16 protein-coding genes are annotated in these 17,352 nt (G+C 70.3%); 13 read left to right on the top strand and 3 right to left on the bottom strand.

Going from position 1 to position 17,352, the window contains the following annotated elements; translation table 11 throughout:
* The first annotated feature begins 54 nt into the window (after positions 1–54).
* The 3 genes from E1P53_RS14945 to E1P53_RS14935 all read left to right on the top strand — a co-directional run bounded on the left by E1P53_RS14945 (position 55) and on the right by E1P53_RS14935 (position 2,349).
* A complete protein-coding gene (locus E1P53_RS14945; protein ID WP_131734775.1) occupies positions 55–1,167 on the top strand; it encodes an acyl-CoA dehydrogenase family protein in 1,113 nt (370 codons plus the stop codon).
* 181 nt (positions 1,168–1,348) lie between these two features.
* Complete coding sequence (locus E1P53_RS14940) at positions 1,349–1,780, top strand: DUF350 domain-containing protein (RefSeq protein WP_006899960.1); 432 nt, start codon at positions 1,349–1,351, stop codon at positions 1,778–1,780.
* A gap of 98 nt (positions 1,781–1,878) precedes the next feature.
* Positions 1,879–2,349, top strand: a complete 471-nt coding sequence (locus tag E1P53_RS14935; protein ID WP_131734774.1) for an SRPBCC family protein — start codon at positions 1,879–1,881, stop codon at positions 2,347–2,349.
* 28 nt (positions 2,350–2,377) lie between these two features.
* Here E1P53_RS14935 and E1P53_RS14930 read toward each other — a convergent pair whose 3' ends face one another.
* Entirely contained in the window at positions 2,378–3,178 is an 801-nt protein-coding gene (locus E1P53_RS14930; protein ID WP_109239618.1) for an HAD-IIA family hydrolase, read from the bottom strand.
* Between the two features lie 124 nt (positions 3,179–3,302).
* Between E1P53_RS14930 and moeA the strand changes: the two genes are divergently transcribed.
* The 4 genes from moeA (at position 3,303) to E1P53_RS14910 (ending at position 8,784) form a co-directional block, all read left to right on the top strand.
* Positions 3,303–4,526, top strand: a complete 1,224-nt coding sequence (moeA, locus tag E1P53_RS14925) for a molybdopterin molybdotransferase MoeA (RefSeq protein WP_131734773.1) — start codon at positions 3,303–3,305, stop codon at positions 4,524–4,526.
* Positions 4,527–4,611: 85 nt separating this feature from the next.
* Entirely contained in the window at positions 4,612–5,343 is a 732-nt protein-coding gene (locus E1P53_RS14920; RefSeq protein WP_131734772.1) for a phosphatidylserine decarboxylase, read from the top strand.
* Between the two features lie 13 nt (positions 5,344–5,356).
* On the top strand, positions 5,357–6,508 hold the full coding sequence (locus E1P53_RS14915) for a CDP-alcohol phosphatidyltransferase family protein (protein ID WP_131734771.1): 1,152 nt from the start codon (positions 5,357–5,359) through the stop codon (positions 6,506–6,508).
* Positions 6,505–8,784 carry an AAA family ATPase gene (locus tag E1P53_RS14910; RefSeq protein ID WP_131734770.1) on the top strand — a complete coding sequence of 760 codons (2,280 nt, stop codon included), beginning with the start codon at positions 6,505–6,507 and terminating at the stop codon, positions 8,782–8,784. Before E1P53_RS14915 ends, E1P53_RS14910 begins: the two co-directional genes overlap by 4 nt.
* A gap of 39 nt (positions 8,785–8,823) precedes the next feature.
* On the opposite strand, the gene E1P53_RS14905 is transcribed toward E1P53_RS14910, so the two are convergent.
* On the bottom strand, positions 8,824–9,252 hold the full coding sequence (locus tag E1P53_RS14905; protein WP_131734769.1) for a hypothetical protein: 429 nt from the start codon (positions 9,250–9,252) through the stop codon (positions 8,824–8,826).
* A gap of 73 nt (positions 9,253–9,325) precedes the next feature.
* On the opposite strand from E1P53_RS14905, the gene E1P53_RS14900 reads away from it, so the two are divergent.
* Genes E1P53_RS14900 through mnhG form a run of 6 tightly spaced genes read left to right on the top strand, consistent with a single transcriptional unit; the run spans position 9,326 to position 16,138 of the window.
* The gene (locus tag E1P53_RS14900; protein WP_131734768.1) at positions 9,326–12,271 is read left to right on the top strand and encodes a Na+/H+ antiporter subunit A; all 2,946 of its coding nucleotides are present in this window, start codon (positions 9,326–9,328) and stop codon (positions 12,269–12,271) included.
* Positions 12,268–13,068 (top strand): Na(+)/H(+) antiporter subunit C, encoded by an 801-nt coding sequence (locus E1P53_RS14895; protein WP_131734767.1) that lies wholly within the window; start codon positions 12,268–12,270, stop codon positions 13,066–13,068. The genes E1P53_RS14900 and E1P53_RS14895 overlap by 4 nt, the downstream gene beginning before the upstream one ends.
* Positions 13,065–14,678 carry a Na+/H+ antiporter subunit D gene (locus E1P53_RS14890; RefSeq protein WP_006899970.1) on the top strand — a complete coding sequence of 538 codons (1,614 nt, stop codon included), beginning with the start codon at positions 13,065–13,067 and terminating at the stop codon, positions 14,676–14,678. Before E1P53_RS14895 ends, E1P53_RS14890 begins: the two co-directional genes overlap by 4 nt.
* Complete coding sequence (locus E1P53_RS14885) at positions 14,675–15,535, top strand: Na+/H+ antiporter subunit E (RefSeq protein ID WP_230824097.1); 861 nt, start codon at positions 14,675–14,677, stop codon at positions 15,533–15,535. Before E1P53_RS14890 ends, E1P53_RS14885 begins: the two co-directional genes overlap by 4 nt.
* Positions 15,532–15,795, top strand: a complete 264-nt coding sequence (locus tag E1P53_RS14880; RefSeq protein WP_006899972.1) for a monovalent cation/H+ antiporter complex subunit F — start codon at positions 15,532–15,534, stop codon at positions 15,793–15,795. The genes E1P53_RS14885 and E1P53_RS14880 overlap by 4 nt, the downstream gene beginning before the upstream one ends.
* A gap of 10 nt (positions 15,796–15,805) precedes the next feature.
* A complete protein-coding gene (gene mnhG / locus E1P53_RS14875; protein WP_131734766.1) occupies positions 15,806–16,138 on the top strand; it encodes a monovalent cation/H(+) antiporter subunit G in 333 nt (110 codons plus the stop codon).
* Between the two features lie 63 nt (positions 16,139–16,201).
* On the opposite strand, the gene E1P53_RS14870 is transcribed toward mnhG, so the two are convergent.
* A complete protein-coding gene (locus E1P53_RS14870) occupies positions 16,202–17,338 on the bottom strand; it encodes a glutamate--cysteine ligase (RefSeq protein ID WP_131734765.1) in 1,137 nt (378 codons plus the stop codon).
* Positions 17,339–17,352: the final 14 nt, after the last annotated feature.

Here is a 17,352-nt window from a genome sequence, read left to right as displayed (position 1 = left end):
CCCTGATCTGTCGAGCCCGCTGACCACCCGAAACATCACAGAGCAAGGACAACAATGGATTTCGAGCTTTCCGAAGAGCAGGGGATGCTGCGCGACACCGTGCGCGAGGTCCTCACCAAGAACTACGACGTCGAGACCCTGCGCAAGGTGACCGACACCGATCTCGGCTGGAGCGAAAAGGTGTGGAACTCGCTGGCCGAGATCGGCATCCTCGGCCTCACCTTCCCCGAGTCCGAGGGCGGCATGGACGCCGGCCCGGTGGAGTTCACCAGCGTCATGACCGAGCTCGGCCGCGCCCTGGCGCCGGAGCCGTACCTCGACTCGGTCCTCGTGCCGGGTTCGCTCCTCGGCATCGCCGACGACGCCACCCGCGCCGAGCTGCGCCAGGGCCTCGCCTCCGGCGAACTGCTGATGGCGTTTGCGCACAACGAGCCCGGTGACCGCTGGCCGGTCGCCGCGGTGGCCACCACCGCGACCGCCGACGGCGTGCTCAACGGCACCAAGACGCTTGTCGGACACGGCGACTGCGCGCACAAGCTGATCGTGTCGGCCCGCGTCGGCGACGAGATCGGGCTGTTCCTGATCGACGCCGACGCCGCCGGAGTCAACCGCACCGCGTACCGCACGCACGACCGTCGTCGCGGCGCCGAGATCACCTTCACCGACGCCAAGGCCACCCGCCTGGGCTCCGGCGACGCCTCGCAGGTCATCGCCGACACCGAGGTCGGCATCCAGACCGCCCTGTGCGCCGAGGCGCTCGGCATCATGGAGCGCAGCCTCGAGCTGACCGTCGAATACCTGAAGTCGCGCAAGCAGTTCGGCGTTCCGCTGGCCACCTTCCAGGCGCTCACCCACCGCGCTGCCGACATGTACGTGCAGCTCGAGCTCGCCCGCAGCCTCGACCTGTACGCGATCTCGGCGCTCGCCGACGGCATCGCCGACCCGACCATCGCGTCGCGGGCCAAGCTGCAGACCTGCCGCTCGGCACGTCACATCGGCCAGGAGGCCATCCAGATGCACGGCGGCATCGGCATGACCGCCGAGTACCCGATCGCCCACTACGTGAGCCGGCTGACCGCCATCAGCCACACCCTTGGCGACGCGGACGCCCACGTCGCCAAGCTGGCGAAGGATCTCGGCTCCTACGACATGATCAAGGTCGGCTGACACCTCGACCCCCGGGGACCACGGGCCGCGAGGTCCGGGCGAGCGCTTCTCGCCCGGACCTTCGCGGCCCGCCCCTTTTTTTCTCAGGAGCACGGGCGCCGAATCCCGGCTCCTCCCACCCCTGTGCCCCGCCCACCGATACTGTTTTCTCCGACACCGTCGGCGAGCGAGAGGGATTCGGATGGAACTGTTGCGTGACAACCTGGCCGCGGGGGCGTCGTTCAGCCTGGTCGGCATCGCCCTTCTCGTGCTCGGATTCGTCGCCCTCGATCTGGTGACCCCGGGGAAGCTGCGTCAGCTCGTCTGGATCGAGCACAACCGCAACGCGGTCATCCTGACCACGTCCATGGTCATCGGCCTGTCGATCGTGCTGGTCTGCTCGGTCATCGACACCGAGCTCCTCGTCCTGTGGCGCGCGCTCCTGCACACCGTCGCCTACGTCGTCCTGGCCATCGCGGTGATGATGTGGTCGTTCGTGCTCATCGACTGGCTCACCCCCGGCAAGCTGGGCACGCTGCTGCTGGAGGAGAACGACGAGCACCCCGCCGGCTGGATCACCGCCGCGGTCTTCGTCGGCGTCGGCGCGGTCATCGGCATCACCCTGCTGGTCTGAGCTCGCCCCAAGCCGCATCCCGCGGACGGCAGACACTTATTGACGGTCCGCCAACAACCTATTGACGGTGCGCCAACAAGCCCATACTGTTGGCGACCATGACCGCAGCACTCATCGAAGAGTCCATCGAGATCGACGCCACCCCGGAGCAGGTCTGGTCGGTGATCTCCGATCTCGAGCGCATGGGCGAGTGGAGCCCGCAGTGCAAGAAGATGATCATCCGCGGCGGCACCGTCGGGTTGGGGACCAGGACCATCAACATCAACCGCCGGGGCCCGCTGGTGTGGCCCACGACCTCGAAGGTCGTGCGGTTCGAACCGAACAGGGAGATCGCGTTCCGCGTCGCCGAGAACCACACCGTGTGGAGCTACACCATCACGCCGGGCGACTCGGGTGTCACCCTCACCGAACGTCGCGAGGTCAACGGATCGACCACCAAGATCTCGTCGATCCTCGTCGACAAGCTCTTCGGCGGCGTCGAGTCCTTCGAGACCGAGCTCAAGCTCGGGATGGCCGAGACCCTCGGCAAGATCAAGCGCGCCGCCGAGAAGCGTCTCGACCGCATCTGATCCGACGCGAACCGCCGACCCTCCCCGGTCAGTTCCCGCTGAGTTTCTCCATCAGCTCGGGGAGGTCGGCGACCGAGTCGATGACGTGGTCCGGGTAGGGCCCGAACTCGTCTCGCTGCAACGCCTCCAGCGCCTCCTCGCGGAACTTCCCGGTTCGCACCAGCACACCGATGAGCGCCGACGCCTGGGCGCCCAGGACGTCGTTGTGCATGTCGTCGCCGACCATCACCACCTGGTTGGGCTCGAGACCCAGCAGGTCGGTGGCGGCGCGGAACCCCAGGGGCGACGGCTTTCCGATCGCCTTGATCTTGCGGCCCGACGCCTTCTCCAGACCCTCGAGATAGACCCCGGTGTCGATCGAGAGCCCCTCTGCCGTCGACCAGGTCATCGACCGGTGCATGGCGATCACCGGGATGCCGTCGAGGAGCAACTCGAGCACCTTCGACAGCGCGGCGTGGGTGAACACCGGGCCGGCGCCGCCGAGCACGACCACCTCGGCCTCCGACGGCTCGTCGGTGAGCTCGACGCCGGTCATGTCCTCGGCGATCCTGCCCTGGTTGAGAACCCACACCCGCTTGCCCGGGAACTGCGCCGCGACGTACTCGGCGGTGAGCGCGGCCGCGGTCAGGATCTCGTCCGGGTCGACCTCGAAACCGCAGCCGCGGAGCAACTCGGCGATCTCGTTGCGCGAGCGGGAGGTGGTGTTGGTCAAGAACATCCGCGGATACCCGCGGTCGGCGAGTCGGGAGACGGCCTCCACCGCACCGGGCAGAGCCTTCCACGAGGTGACCAGCACCCCGTCGATGTCCAGCAACAGACCCAATCCCATGGCATGAATGTAGTCCGCGGGTCGGGGCGACGCAGGACGGGCACGCTCACCCGTCGCACGCCCGCGGCGGGTCGCCGCCGGGGAGGCGAACCGCGTCGCCGACCCCACCTGGCATGCTGAGCGCATGCGTACCGTTGCAGAGCACCAGGCCGTCGTCGCGGCGCTGTTCGACGCTCCTCAGCCCGTCCGCCTGTCGACGCCCGAGGCGCTCGGGTGCGCCACCCTCGCCGACGTCGACGCCCCGCTGTCGCTGCCCGGCTTCGACAACTCCGCGATGGACGGATTCGCCGTCCTCGCGGCCGATCTCGCCTCCGCGAGCCCCGAGCGACCGGTGACCCTCCCGGTCGCCGAGGACATCCCGGCCGGCCGCACCGACCCGCTCGCCCTGGCCCCCGGCACGGCGCACCGGATCATGACCGGCGCCCCCCTTCCCGCAGGCGCCGACGCGGTGGTTCCCGTCGAGCTGACCGACGCCGTGGTCGGTCCGGGCGAGGCCGCACCGCAGGTCACGTTCACCGCGCCGATCGACGCCGGCAAGCACATCCGCCGCGCCGGCTCCGACATCTCCGCCGGATCGCGCGCCCTGCCGGCCGGCACCGTGATCGGCGCACCCCAGATCGGCCTGCTCGCCGCTCTCGGCGTCACCGAGGTGACCGTCGGCAGTCGGCTTCGCGTGGTGGTGCTGTCCACCGGGTCGGAGCTCGTCGAACCCGGGAAGCCGTTGCGGCACGGGCAGATCTACGAATCCAACGGCGCCATGCTCACCGCCGCGGTGACCGAGGCCGGGGCACTCGGGCGCCACGTGCACTTCGTGCCCGACGACATCGCGGGCTTCCTGTCCCGGCTCGACGAGGTCGCCGACGACGCCGACCTCATCATCACCTCCGGCGGGGTCAGCGCCGGCGCGTTCGAGGTCGTGAAGGAAGGCCTCTCCTCGACCGGGACGGTCGAGTTCGTGAAGGTCGCGATGCAGCCGGGCATGCCGCAGGGCTGCGGGCACTACCGGGGCGTCCCGATCATCACGCTGCCCGGCAACCCGGTCAGCGCACTGGTCTCCTTCGAGGTGTTCATCCGACCCGCGCTGCGCGCCGCGATGGGGCTCGACCCGAACCGGCGCTCGGTCACCGCGCGACTCGGCGGCGACATCCGCTCGCCGCGGGGCAAGCGACAGTTCCTCCGCGGAGTCCTGCGGTCCGAGTCCGCCGGCGACACCGTCGTCGACCCGATCGGGCCGCCGGCGTCGCACCATCTGCGGTACCTCGCCGAGGCGGAGGTCCTCATCGACGTGCCGGCCGACGTCGACGAACTGCCCGCCGGATCGTCGGTGGACGTACACGTGCTGCGCTGAGCTCTAAGCTGGACGCGTGCCGCATCCGCCCTGGATGCGCCAGACCCGCCCAACGGCCCGGACCGGGCCCCACAGGAGGTAGATCGTGGCCAGACGTCCGCGTCCGGACGACCCCGCCGACACCGGTCGTGTCGCACATTTCCTCGACCTGGCCCGCGAGACCATCCCGCCGATCCACCCGGCCGGCATCCCGTTCGTCGCCGCCCCGGCGGCCGTCGCCCTGCTCGGTCGGCGGCATCGCTGGATCGCCCGCCCCGCGGCCCTGACGGCCGGTGCATGCGCGGCCTTCTTCCGGCATCCGTCACGGGTCCCGCCGACCGAGCCCGGCGTCGTGGTCGCCCCCGCCGACGGCACGATCGCACTGGTCGACAAGGCCGTCCCGCCCGCCGAGTCCGGGCTGGGGACCGACCCGCTCCCCCGCGTCTCGACCTTCCTGTCGATCTTCGACGTCCACGTGCAACGGGTACCCATCGCCGGCACGGTCACCGCGGTGACCCACACGCCGGGGGCGTTCCTGTCCGCGGACCTGCCCGAGGCGAGCCGCGACAACGAGCGGACCACCATGACGATCCGCACCACGGCCTCCGGCGGCGGTCCCGGACCCGAGCTCGCCGTCGTGCAGATCGCGGGGCTGATCGCCCGGCGCATCGTGTGCAAACCACAGGTGGGCGACGCTCTGCGCCTCGGTGACACCTACGGCCTCATCCGCTTCGGGTCCCGCGTCGACGTGTACCTCCCCGCCGGCACCCGGCCACGCGTGTCGGTCGGACAGCGCGCCGTCGGCGGCGAGACCCCGTTCGCATACCTGGACCTCTAGCCCCGGGCACCCCGTGAATCCCTCAGCAGCGAACTCCTCCGACAGTCCGCGCCGGACGGGTGCCGGTCTCCCGCGCACCTCGCCCTCGCAGAAGACGGCCGCGCACAAGCCGACCCGGACCCCCACCGCCCGGTCGGCCCGTCGCCAGGCCCAGCACGCCCACGCCGTCCCGGCGAAGGAGCCCGAACGCCGACGACTACGCCGCCAGGCCCAGGCCGGCCGCATCATCATCCCGTCGTCGCTGACGATCCTCGCGATCTGCGCCGGCCTGACCGCGATGCGCGCGGCCACCACCGGCGACATCGACGCCGCGATGGCACTGCTCGTCGCGGCCGCACTCCTCGACGGCATCGACGGCCGGGTCGCGCGGCTCATGGGCGCGACCAGTAAGATCGGCGCCGAGATCGACTCCCTCGCCGACGCCATCAACTTCGGCGTCGTCCCGGCGATGATCGTCTACTTCCATCTGCTCTCGGGCCACAACCTCGGGTGGGCGCTGTCGCTGGTCTACTGCTGCGCGATCGTGCTGCGCCTCGCCCGGTTCAACACCCTCCTCGACGACGAGGAGGCGCCCGGCTACACCCGGGACTTCTTCGTGGGTGTGCCCGCACCCGCGGCGGCGATCGCCGCGCTGTTGCCCATCGGGCTGGCCCAGCAGTTCGGCGACGGCTGGTGGACCTCGATGCCGGCCGTCGGCGGTTGGCTCGTGCTCGTCGCGTTCCTCGCGGTCAGCCGCATCCCGACCGCGTCGCTGAAGACCGCGTCCATCCCGCCGCGCGCCATTGCCGGACTCCTCATCCTCGTCGCGATCGGCGCCGCGCTGCTCCTGACCTACCCGTACATCCTGATGATCATCGCGATCCTGGGGTACGCGGCCCACATCCCGTTCGCGTGGCGGTCCAAGCGCTGGGTGGCCTCCCGGCCGGAGTACTGGGAGGACAAGCCCGCCGAACGTCGCGCCCAGCGTCGGGCGATGGCGCGGACGACCCCCGGCGGCCGCCGCCGACGCCCCGTCCTCAAGTCCCAGCGCCGGCTCGGCCTGAACCGGCCCACCGGCAATCCCGCACCGGCGGAGGGCCCTGACGCCGGGGACCGGCCCACGGCCCCGACGGCAGCCGCCGGCGACACGGCCGGAGACCCCACGACCGAAAGCGAGGCCCGATGAGCAGCCCGGTGTCGTTGACCCTGACCGCTCGGCTCAACACCTCCGCGGCCGAGGCACGGCGCGGGATCATCCGCGTGCACCCGGAGGTACTCACCGCCTTGTCGTTGCGCGAATGGGACGCGGTCTCGATCACCGGCGCGCGGGTCACGGCCGCGGTGGTCGCGGCGACCGACCCGTCCGCGCCCACCGGCGTCGCACTGCTCGACGAGATCCTGTTCTCCAACGCCGGTGTCAAGGAGAACGCCTCCGTCGTGCTCGCCCCGGTGACGGTGCACGGCGCGACCCGCGTCGTGGTCAGCGGTTCGGTGCTGGCGTCGCAGTCCATCACCGAGTCCACCCTGCGGCGCGCGCTGCTCGGCAAGGTGGTCTCGGTCGGCGACGCCGTGTCGCTACTCCCCCGCGACCTCGGCCCCGAACTCGCGGCGACGGACGCGACGCGCGCACTGGCGCGCTCGGTGGGCATCACCTGGACCACCGAGCTGCTCACGGTCACCGCCACGGACCCGGTGTCGCCGGTGAGCGTGCAGACCAACACCGCGGTCCTGTGGTCGACGACCGCCGGGGTCGTGCCCCCGATCGGCGATCGCGTCAGCGCGCACTCGCCCACCATGCCGGGTGCGGCCGGCTTCGTGCCCGCGTCGCCGACGCTCACCACCCCGTCCGACCGGTCCGCCACCGCCGGGGCGGCGAGCGCCGTCATCCCGCCCGACGACGTTCCGGTCCGGCCCGTGTCCGAGCTGGTGGGCGTCGACTCGCAGATCACCAAACTGACCGAATGGCTGTCGATCACCCTCGACGAGCCCGACGTCCTCCGCGCACTCGGCGCCGCGCCGCGACTCGGCGTGCTCGTGACCGGCCCCGCGGGCGGGGGCAAGGCCACGCTGGTCCGATCCGTCTGCGCCAAGCGCACTCTCGTCACCGTCGACGGACCCACGACCGGCGCGACCGAGGCGTCCACCCGGCTGCGCACCATCTCCGACGCCGTCGCCCGGGCGCGGGCCACCGGCGGCGTGCTGCTCGTCACCGACATCGACGCCCTCCTGCCGGCCGAACCGGAGCCGGTGGCGACGCTCATCCTCGACGAGCTGCGCACGGGCATCTCCGACGGCCGCATCGCCCTGATCGCCACCACCGCCGAACCCGCCCTGCTCGACTCGCGCCTGCGCGACCCGTCGCTGTGCGACCGCGAGCTGGTCCTCGGCCTGCCCGACGCCGCGACCCGGGCCCGGCTGCTCTCGGCCATCCTGTCCACGGTCCCCACCGAGGGCGACCTCGACCTCGATTCCGTGGCCGCCCGCACCCCCGGCTTCGTCGCCGGCGACCTCGCCGCGCTCGCCCGGGAAGCCGCGTTGCGGGCCGCCACCCGGGCCAGCGCGAACAATGAGGACCCGAAGCTGCGCACCGAGGACCTGGTGGGCGCCCTCGAGGTCATCCGGCCCGTCTCCCGATCGGACTCGCCCGAGGTGGCACTGGGTTCGATCACGCTCGCCGACGTCGGCGACATGGTCGAGACCAAGCAGGCCCTCACCGAGGCGGTCCTGTGGCCGCTGCAGCATCCCGACACCTTCGCCCGACTCGGCGTCGACCCGCCCCGCGGCGTCCTGTTGTTCGGTCCGCCGGGCTGCGGCAAGACCTTCGTCGTGCGTGCGCTCGCGGCCTCCGGCCGGCTGTCGGTGCACACCGTGAAGGGCGCCGAACTCATGGACAAGTGGGTCGGCGCGTCGGAGAAGGCGGTCCGCGACCTGTTCGCCCGCGCCCGGGAGTCGGCGCCGTCGCTGATCTTCCTCGACGAGGTCGACGCCCTCGCGCCCCGACGCGGGCAGTCGACCGACTCCGGCGTCACCGACCGCGTGGTCGCGTCGCTGCTCACCGAACTCGACGGCGTCGAGCCCCTGCAGGACGTGGTCGTGCTCGGCGCCACCAACCGGCCCGACCTCATCGACCCGGCACTCCTGCGTCCCGGCCGGCTCGAGCGACTCGTGTTCGTGCCGCCGCCGGATGCGGCCGCGCGGGCCGACATCCTGCGCACCAGCGGTCGCGACGTCCCGCTCGACGGGGTCGACCTCGACGAGCTCGCCGCCGATCTCAAGGGGTACTCCGCGGCGGACTGTTCGGCGCTGCTGCGCGAGGCCGCGCTGTCGGCGATGCGTCGTGACATCGACGCGGCCGTCGTGACCGCCGGCGACGTCGCCGAGGCCCGCTCCCGGGTCCGGCCGTCGCTCGATCCCGCCCAGGTCGAGAACCTGCGGGCCTACGCCGAGCGACGCGTCGACTGACCTCGGGCGATCACGCCCGGGAAGACCGGTGCCGCCGGGCTATTCGACGTTGACCAGATAGAACACCGACGACCCGCCGCCGGCCGCCTGGGGCGAGGCGCCGACCTGCACCCAGTAGGTGGTGCCCTCCTTGGTCCCCGACAGCACGGCCACCGACTGGCCGCCCTCGCTCGAGCGGTGCGACTCGGTGAACCCCGCCTCGGTCAGCTTCTTCGTCGCGGCGTCGAGCTGGTTACCGGCGTTCGCCGGGCCCTGCACGGTCACCTCCCAGCCGTCGGATCGGTTGCCGCTCGCCGAGAGGACGTGGCCGTCGATCAGCGGCACCTGCGAGACCGGGAAATCGGACGGCAGGGGAACTCCGTCCGGACCTGCCTGTTCCTCGTCGCCGCAACCCGTCAGCACCCATCCGGCGAGCGCGATCGCCGCGAAGAGCACGAGGAGCCGCCTGAGCCAGTCGAACCGGAACATACCGGCAACGGTAAAGTAGGCGACGCGGGTGATCGCCCGTGACACCCCGCCGGGAGAAAGACGGAGTGCCCTTTTGACTTCTGTGTTGGCTGCGTTGGCAGTGTGTGCGCTTGTCGCGCCCGCAGTCATCCACTGGATCGGCACCCGGGGTTTCTACCTTCTGGCCCTCGCGCCCCTCGGCGCACTCGTCTGGGTCGTCCTCAACTGGCCGGAGCACGAGCCCGACGCCGCCGTCGTGGAGACGGTGAGCTGGGTGCCGTCCCTCCAGATGGACATCGTCATCAGGTTCGACACCCTGGCGGCGATCCTCTCGGTGCTGATCCTGGGCGTCGGCGCTCTCGTCCTCTGCTACTGCGCCCACTACTTCGACGACAACCGGCCGCGCGTGGCGATGTTCGGCGGCGAGATGATCGCCTTCGCCGCCGCCATGCTCGGCCTGGTCACCAGCGACAACATGCTGGTGCTCTACGTGTTCTGGGAGCTGACGACCGTCCTGTCGTTCATGCTCGTCGGGTTCTACGGGGTGCGTGCGACGGCCCGGCGATCGGCGACGCAGGCGCTGCTGGTGACCACGTTCGGCGGCCTGGCGATGCTCGTCGGCATCATCATGCTCGGCGAACGCGCCGGCACCTACCTGCTCTCGGAGATCATCGCGTCCCCGCCGTCGGGCGTGTACGTCGAGATCGCGATCGTGCTCCTCCTGATCGGCGCACTGAGCAAGTCGGCCATCGTCCCGTTCCACTTCTGGCTGCCGGGCGCCATGGCGGCGCCCACCCCGGTCAGCGCCTATCTGCACGCCGCGGCGATGGTGAAGGCCGGCATCTACCTGATCGCGCGCCTGTCCCCGGCGTTCTCGATGACCGCCAGCTGGAAGATCGCGGTGATCGGCCTGGGCGCCTTCACGATGGTGCTCGGCGGCTGGCGGTCGCTGCGCGAACTCGACCTCAAGCTCATCCTGGCCTTCGGCACGGTCTCGCAGCTCGGCTTCATGGCGGTGCTCGTCGGCATGGGCGATGCCAACGTGGCGATGGCCGGTCTCGCGATGCTGGTCGCGCACGCCATGTTCAAGGCGTCGCTGTTCATGGTCGTCGGAATCATCGACCACGCGACCGGAACCCGCGACATCCGCAAGCTCGCCCGACTCGGGCACCGGCTACCGGTGCTGGCGCTCACCGCCGCGGTGGCCGGCGCCAGCATGGCCGGGCTCCCGTTCACGTTCGGGTTCATCGGCAAGGAGACCGCGTTCGCCTCGGTCTGGGACACCGGCGCCCTCACGCCGCTCGAGGCCCACACCGTCGACATCGTCCTGCTGCTCGGCTCGGTCATCACCTGCGCCTACACGCTCCGCTTCCTCTGGGGCGCCTTCGGCCGCAAGGTCCGGCACACCCCGTCCCCGGCCGTCGCGAAGATGCACCCGCCGACCTGGGCGTTCTACCTCTCGCCGGTCGTGCTCGCGATCGCCGGCGTGGCGTCGGGCCTGGTCCCCGGCCCCATCGGCGACCTCTTCGAGCCCTACGCCGAGACCCTCGACGCCTACGGGCACGAGATCGAGCACCTCGCGCTGTGGCACGGCTTCGGGCTGCCGGTGGTGTTCTCGATCATCGTGGTCGTCGGCGGCGCGATCCTGTTCATCGTCATCCGCCGACTGCGCGACCTGATCTTCCGCTACCGCCCGCTGCTCAACGCGGACCGGATCTACGACGCGGCACTGCGCTCGGCCGACACGATGTCGCTGCTGCTGACCCGCAACACCCAGCGCGGATCGCTGCCGGTCACCCAGGGCGTCATCCTCTGCACGGCGATCCTGTTCCCGACGATCGTGCTGTTCGTCGGGGCACGCGACCGCCTGCAGATCGACAACTCCGCGACGGCGCCGCAGATCGTCATCGGCGGCATCATGATCGCCGCGTCGCTGGCCGCGGTCATCCTGCGCAACCGCCTGGCCGCGACCCTGGTCGTCGGCGTCACCGGCTACGGGTGCGCGATGATGTTCGCCCTCTACGGGGCACCCGACCTCGCGCTCACCCAGTTCCTGGTGGAGACGCTCACCCTCGTGATCTTCGTGCTGGTGCTGCGCAAGCTGCCCGCCGAACCGGAGAAGCGCCACGCGACCGGCTTCAAGCCGTTGCGCGCGCTCATCGGCATCGCCTTCGGCGCCGCCCTGGTGCTCATCGGCCTGTTCGCCGCATCCGCCCGCTCGACCGAGCCGCTCCAGGTCGACCTGCCGGCGGCCGCCTACGAGTACGGCCACGGCAAGAACGCGGTGAACGTCCTGCTGGTCGACATCCGCGCCTGGGACACGATCGGCGAGGTGTCCGTGCTGATCGCCGCCGCGACGGGCGTCGCCTCGATGGTGTTCCGCAACCGGCGCTTCGGCGCGGCTCCCCGCGTCGCCGACGCGATCCGCCTGCAGGCCGGCGACGGAGACGACGATGACGACGATCCGATCCCACCGGACCGCACCACCTGGCTGCTCGGTTCCGGCCTACGCGATCCGCGCCACCGGTCGATGGTCCTCGAGGCGACGACCCGCCTGCTGTTCCCGACCATGGTCGTGCTGTCGGTCTACTTCTTCTACGCCGGCCACAACGCGCCGGGCGGCGGCTTCGCCGGCGGTCTCGTCATGGGCCTGGCACTCGTCCTGCGCTACCTCGCCGGTGGCCGTTACGAGCTGGGCGAGGCCCTGCCGATCGAGCCCGGCCGCATCCTGGGTGCGGGCCTGGCGATCTCGGCGACGACGGCGGTCACCTCCCTGTTCCTGGGTGCGCCCGCGCTGTCGTCGGCGGTCTTCGAGATCACCGTCCCGGTTCTCGGGGACATCAAGTTCGTCACCGCGCTCTTCTTCGACCTGGGCATCTACCTGATCGTCATCGGCCTGGTCCTCGACGTGCTGCGCAGCCTCGGCGCCCGCCTCGACACCGAGACGACCCCGGCGGCCGGCGCCCTGCGTTCGGTCGCCGCCCAGATCGGTTCCGGCGGGGCGTCCGCCGTCGGCGGGAAGGACCGGGTGGCCCGATGAGCACCAATCTCCCGCTCCTGCTCGTCGTCGGAGGCATGGCCGCCTGCGGCGTCTACCTGCTGATGGAACGCAGCCTGGTCCGGATGCTGTTCGGCCTGCTGCTGTGCGGCAACGCGCTGAACCTGATGATCGTGGTGCTCTCCGGCGGAATGGGCAATCCGCCGATCCTCGGCCAGACCTCGGAGAGCCGGCCCGGCGACGCCGACCCGCTCGCACAGGCGATGGTCCTCACCGCGATCGTCATCACGATGGGTGTCGCGGCCTTCGTCCTGTCCCTCGTCTACCGCCTGTTCGTGATCAACCGCGACGACGACGACGTCGAGGACGACGTCGAGGACGTCAAGATCAAGACCGGTTCACTGGACACCGCGCCCGACCGTGACCGCAGCGACGACCCGGTGACCCTGTCGGACACGCCGATCGGCGACTTCTTCGACGACGAGGGCAATCCCCTCACCCCCGAGGAGGCGGCCGAACGCCACCGCCGGCTGCACGAGACGGACATCATGCCCGACTCGATCAGCGACGTCATCGACGAGATCGGCTCCGACGAGGACGACGATCCCGACGACCCGACCACGGGTACCGGGCTGGTGGACGATCCCGATCTCGTCGGCGAGAAGATCCCCGAGGACGAATCCGACGAGGCGAAGGTCATCGGCGCCGACGGCGAGCCGATCCCGGACGACGCGGCGGCCGACGACCAGGCCACCGACGGCTCCGACGAAACCGGTCCCGAAGAAGCCGGTGACGACCGCACTGACGACGACCACGACACCCAGGGAGGCGGCCGATGATCCCGCAGCCCTCCTGGATCCCGGTCCTCATCGCGCTGCCGACCCTGGTGCCGATGCTCGGCGCCGCGTTCTCGCTGCTGATGGGCCGCAGCCCGCAGGTCCAGCGGGTGGTCACGATCGGCGCCATCTCGGTGGCGCTCATCGCGTCCTGCATGCTGCTGTACCTCACCGACCAGCACGGCACCTTCGCCGTGGCGATCGGTGGCTGGGGCGACAAGGGATACCCGAACGGGCCGCTGGGCATCACGCTCGTCGTCGACCAGCTCGCCGCGCTGATGCTGGTGGTGTCCACGATCGTCCTGCTCTGCGTCGTCGTGTACGCGATCGGCCAGGGTATCCGCGACGGCACGGCGCAGCAGCCGACGTCGATCTTCCTGCCGACGTATCTGATCCTGACCGCCGGCGTGTGCAACGCCTTCCTCGCCGGCGACCTGTTCAACCTGTACGTCTCGTTCGAGGTCCTGCTGACCGCGAGCTTCGTGCTGCTGACGCTGGGCGCCAGCGCCGAGCGCGTGCGCGCCGGTGCGTCGTACGTGATGGTGTCGATGGTGTCGTCGCTGATCTTCCTGGCCGGCATCGCCTTCGCCTACGCCACCACCGGCACCCTCAACCTCGCCGAGATGGCGGTGCGCCTCGACGACGTGTCCGACGGCACCCGCAACGCGCTCTATGCCGTGCTCCTGGTCGCGTTCGGCATCAAGGCGGCGGTGTTCCCGCTGTCGACGTGGCTGCCCGACTCGTACCCGACCGCGCCCGCGCCGGTCACCGCGGTGTTCGCCGGCCTGCTGACCAAGGTCGGCGTGTACGCGATCGTCCGGGCGCACACCCTGCTGTTCCCCGGCGGCTCGATGGACGCGGTGCTGATGATCGCCGGCCTGTTGACGATGCTGGTGGGCATCTTCGGCGCGATCGCCCAGTCCGACATCAAGCGCCTGCTTTCGTTCACGCTGGTCAGCCACATCGGCTACATGATCTTCGGCATCGCCCTCTCCTCCGAGTTGGGCATGTCCGCGGCGATCTACTACGTGGCCCACCACATCCTCGTGCAGACCACGTTGTTCCTGGTGGTCGGCCTCATCGAACGCCAGGCCGGGTCGGCGTCGCTGCGACGCCTCGGCGGTCTGATCGCGAGCCCGGTGCTGGCCGTGCTGTTCCTCATCCCCGCCCTCAACCTGGGCGGCATCCCGCCGTTCTCCGGCTTCATCGGCAAGGTCGCCCTGCTCGAGGCCGGTGCCCAGAACGGCTCGGTGCTCGCATGGATCCTGGTCGCCGGCTCGGTCGTCACCAGCCTGCTGACCCTGTACGTGGTGGCCCGCATCTGGACCAAGGGCTTCTGGCGTCCGCGCGCCGACGCGCCGGAGGGCGAGATGGCCGACCAGGGTCCGTCGGCGCTCATCGACGAGCGCGACGACGGCGCCTACTCCGATCGTGAGGACGTCGGCCGCATGCCGATCGCGATGGTGCTGCCCACCTTCGCGATGGTGATCGCGGGTCTGGTGCTGACGCTGTGGGCGGGACCGATCTTCGACTTCACCGACAGCGCCGCGACCGACGTCGTGCACCGCGGCGTCTACGTCGACGCCGTCCTGGGTGGAGGTGAGTCGCGATGACGCTCGGACCGACGCCGCCGGGCACCGACCGGCCGGATCAACCCCGGCGTCGCGCACCCGTCGTGTCCACCAAAGGGCCGGTGCTGTCGCTGATCATCAACACCTGGCGCGTGTCCTTCCTCTTCGTCGTGTGGCATCTGACCAGCGCCCTGGTGTGGTTGCGCAATCACGTCCGGCTCCCGAAGTGGCTGGGCGGCGACGGCCGTGAGATCGCGGTCCGCCTGTGGACGATCGCGTGGCTGGCCTTCGTCTGGGTCCTGCTGTGGGGTTCGTTGTCGTGGGCCAACGTCATCGGCGGTGTGGTCCTGGCGGTCGCGATCCTCACCCTGCTGCCGCTTCCGCGCGTGCCGGTCGAGGGACGTATCCACCCGTTGTCGGTCGCGCAGTTGGCCATTCGGCTGATCACCGACTTCTTCATCTCGAGCGTGCAGATCGCCTGGGCCGCGATCCGGCCCGGCCGCCCGCCGCTGGGCGCGGTGATCCGGGTGCGCGTCGCGATCAAGTCCGACATGGTGCTCACCCTGGCCGTCGACTACCTCAACCTGGTGCCGGGCACGATGGTCCTCGAGATCGACCACCGTCGGCGGATGCTCTACATCCACGTCTTCGACGTGCGGACGGAGAAGAAGGTGCGGGCCTTCTACGATCAGATCGCCTACGTCGAGCGCATGTTCATCAAGGCGTTCGAGCGCGACAGCGAATGGCATCCGAGCCCGTACCACGGCATCGACGAGGATTTCCACCACGTCCGCCCCATCCAGCCGGTGCCCGGTGCCGAACCCACGCCGGAGTCGACCGGGGCTGCGCGGGCGGACGATTCGGGACAGTCGGAGACGGCGGAACGGAAGGAATCATGAGCATCGTGTTCTCGATCGCGGCGGCGATGCTGATGATCGCCGCGGTCCTGACGATGGCCACGGCACTCCGCGGGCCGTCGACGCTGGACCGTCTGGTCGCGCTCGACGTCCTGATCGCGCTGTGCATGTGCGGGCTCGGGGTGTGGACGGCCTTCAGCCTCGACTCCACGGTGGTCCCGTCGATCGTGGCGCTCGCCCTGCTCAGCTTCGTCGGGTCGGTGTCCATCGCCCGCTTCCGCGTCCGGGACGATCAGAAGTGACGGGTATCCGATGATCGGCGACATCATCAGCGCGACGCTGATCCTCGTGGGGTGCACGCTGGCGCTCACCGCGGCCATCGGCCTGCTCCGCTTCCCCGACACCCTCAGCCGGATGCACGCGGCGACCAAGCCGCAGACGTTCGGACTGCTGATGATCCTCCTCGGCGCCGTGGTGCGCCTCGGTCGCAACCTCGACAGCGGGATGCTCATCCTCGCCGGACTGTTCGCGCTGATCACCGCGCCCGTGGTGGCGCACCGGATCGGCCGGCTCGCCTATCAGGAGCAGCGCGCCCGCGACGGCCTCATAGACAGGCGCGACATGGACGCTCCCGACCGGGACTGAGCCCGAGAGGCCCCGGAGCCCGGGCGGAGACACCCCCGGGCGGATGTCACGGCGGTGTGCGGGTCAGGAGTTCGCCGGCACGTCGAGTTCCGCGACGACCGACGCGACGACGTCGCGCATCGAGTGCGTCTCGCGGTAGACCTTGCGCTGGCGCTGGTAGCTCGCACCGCCGGTGATGATGTTCTCGATGCCGGCCAGTTCGTCGACGCAGTCGAGGTCACGCGCGACCGGCTGCAGCTGCTCGAGCAGGCGGTGCAGATCGTCGGTGACGAGTTCCTCGCGGCAGTTGCCGTCGAGGATGACGATGGCGTCGAGCCCGTACCGTGCCGCCCGCCACTTGTTCTCCTGGACCAGCCAGGGCGCCATGGTCGGGAGGGACTCGCCCGCGGTGAACCGGCGGTCGAGGTCGACGACGAGGCAGTGGATGAGGGCGACGATCGACTGCAGCTCGGCGACGTTGGTCATGCCGTCGCAGACCCGGACCTCGATGGTGCCCAGGTGGGGCGACGGCCGGATGTCCCAACGGATCTCGTTGAGGTGGTCGATGATCCCGGTGGTCTTCTGGTCGGCGACGAACCCCTCGAACTCCTCCCAGGTCCGGAACTGGAAGGGCAGGCCCGCCGTGGGGAGCTGCTGGAACATCATCGCCCGGTTGCTGGCGTAGCCGGTGTCCTGGCCCGCCCACATGGGCGACGACGCCGACAACGCCAGCAGGTGCGGGTAGTAGTTCAGCAGCGAGTCGAGGATCGGCAGCACCTTGTCGCGGTGGCTGATGCCGACGTGGACGTGGACGCCCCAGATGAGCATCTGGCGTCCCCACCACTGGGTGCGCTCGATGAGTTCGGCGTACCGGTGCCCCTCGGTGAGGAGCTGGGTCGAGTACTCGGCGAACGGATGGGTCCCGGCGCCGTAGAGGTCGACGCCGAGTTCCTCGGTGAGCACGCGGACGACCCCGAGGGTGTCGGTCAGGTCCGCGACGGCCTCACCCGTGGTCCGGCAGACGCCGGTCACGAGCTCGACCGTGTTGCGCAGCAGTTCCTTGTGGATCTTCCCGGCGCGTTCGGGATGCCTCTCGGCGACGGCGGCGAAGAGTGCCGCCGCGGAGTTCGACAGATCGTCGGTGACCTTGTCGGTCAGCGCGAATTCCCATTCGACCCCCAGCGTCGGGGCCGGCGATCCGTCGAACTCGATCGGAGTCATGAGCGGCTGCGATC

The sequence above is a fragment of the Gordonia paraffinivorans genome (genome assembly GCF_900683595.1).
Classification (GTDB): domain Bacteria; phylum Actinomycetota; class Actinomycetes; order Mycobacteriales; family Mycobacteriaceae; genus Gordonia; species Gordonia paraffinivorans.
This window is presented reverse-complemented; position numbering and strand designations above follow the sequence as displayed.

Coding starts and splice junctions, on each gene's coding strand:
- mnhG (WP_131734766.1), top strand. CDS start 15,806: ATGATCGGCGACATCATCAGCGCGACGCTGATCCTCGTGGGGTGCACG.
- E1P53_RS14890 (WP_006899970.1), top strand. CDS start 13,065: ATGATCCCGCAGCCCTCCTGGATCCCGGTCCTCATCGCGCTGCCGACC.
- E1P53_RS14935 (WP_131734774.1), top strand. CDS start 1,879: ATGACCGCAGCACTCATCGAAGAGTCCATCGAGATCGACGCCACCCCG.
- E1P53_RS14880 (WP_006899972.1), top strand. CDS start 15,532: ATGAGCATCGTGTTCTCGATCGCGGCGGCGATGCTGATGATCGCCGCG.
- E1P53_RS14910 (WP_131734770.1), top strand. CDS start 6,505: ATGAGCAGCCCGGTGTCGTTGACCCTGACCGCTCGGCTCAACACCTCC.
- E1P53_RS14930 (WP_109239618.1), bottom strand. CDS start 3,178: ATGGGATTGGGTCTGTTGCTGGACATCGACGGGGTGCTGGTCACCTCG.
- E1P53_RS14885 (WP_230824097.1), top strand. CDS start 14,675: ATGACGCTCGGACCGACGCCGCCGGGCACCGACCGGCCGGATCAACCC.
- E1P53_RS14945 (WP_131734775.1), top strand. CDS start 55: ATGGATTTCGAGCTTTCCGAAGAGCAGGGGATGCTGCGCGACACCGTG.
- E1P53_RS14905 (WP_131734769.1), bottom strand. CDS start 9,252: ATGTTCCGGTTCGACTGGCTCAGGCGGCTCCTCGTGCTCTTCGCGGCG.
- moeA (WP_131734773.1), top strand. CDS start 3,303: ATGCGTACCGTTGCAGAGCACCAGGCCGTCGTCGCGGCGCTGTTCGAC.
- E1P53_RS14895 (WP_131734767.1), top strand. CDS start 12,268: ATGAGCACCAATCTCCCGCTCCTGCTCGTCGTCGGAGGCATGGCCGCC.
- E1P53_RS14940 (WP_006899960.1), top strand. CDS start 1,349: ATGGAACTGTTGCGTGACAACCTGGCCGCGGGGGCGTCGTTCAGCCTG.
- E1P53_RS14870 (WP_131734765.1), bottom strand. CDS start 17,338: ATGACTCCGATCGAGTTCGACGGATCGCCGGCCCCGACGCTGGGGGTC.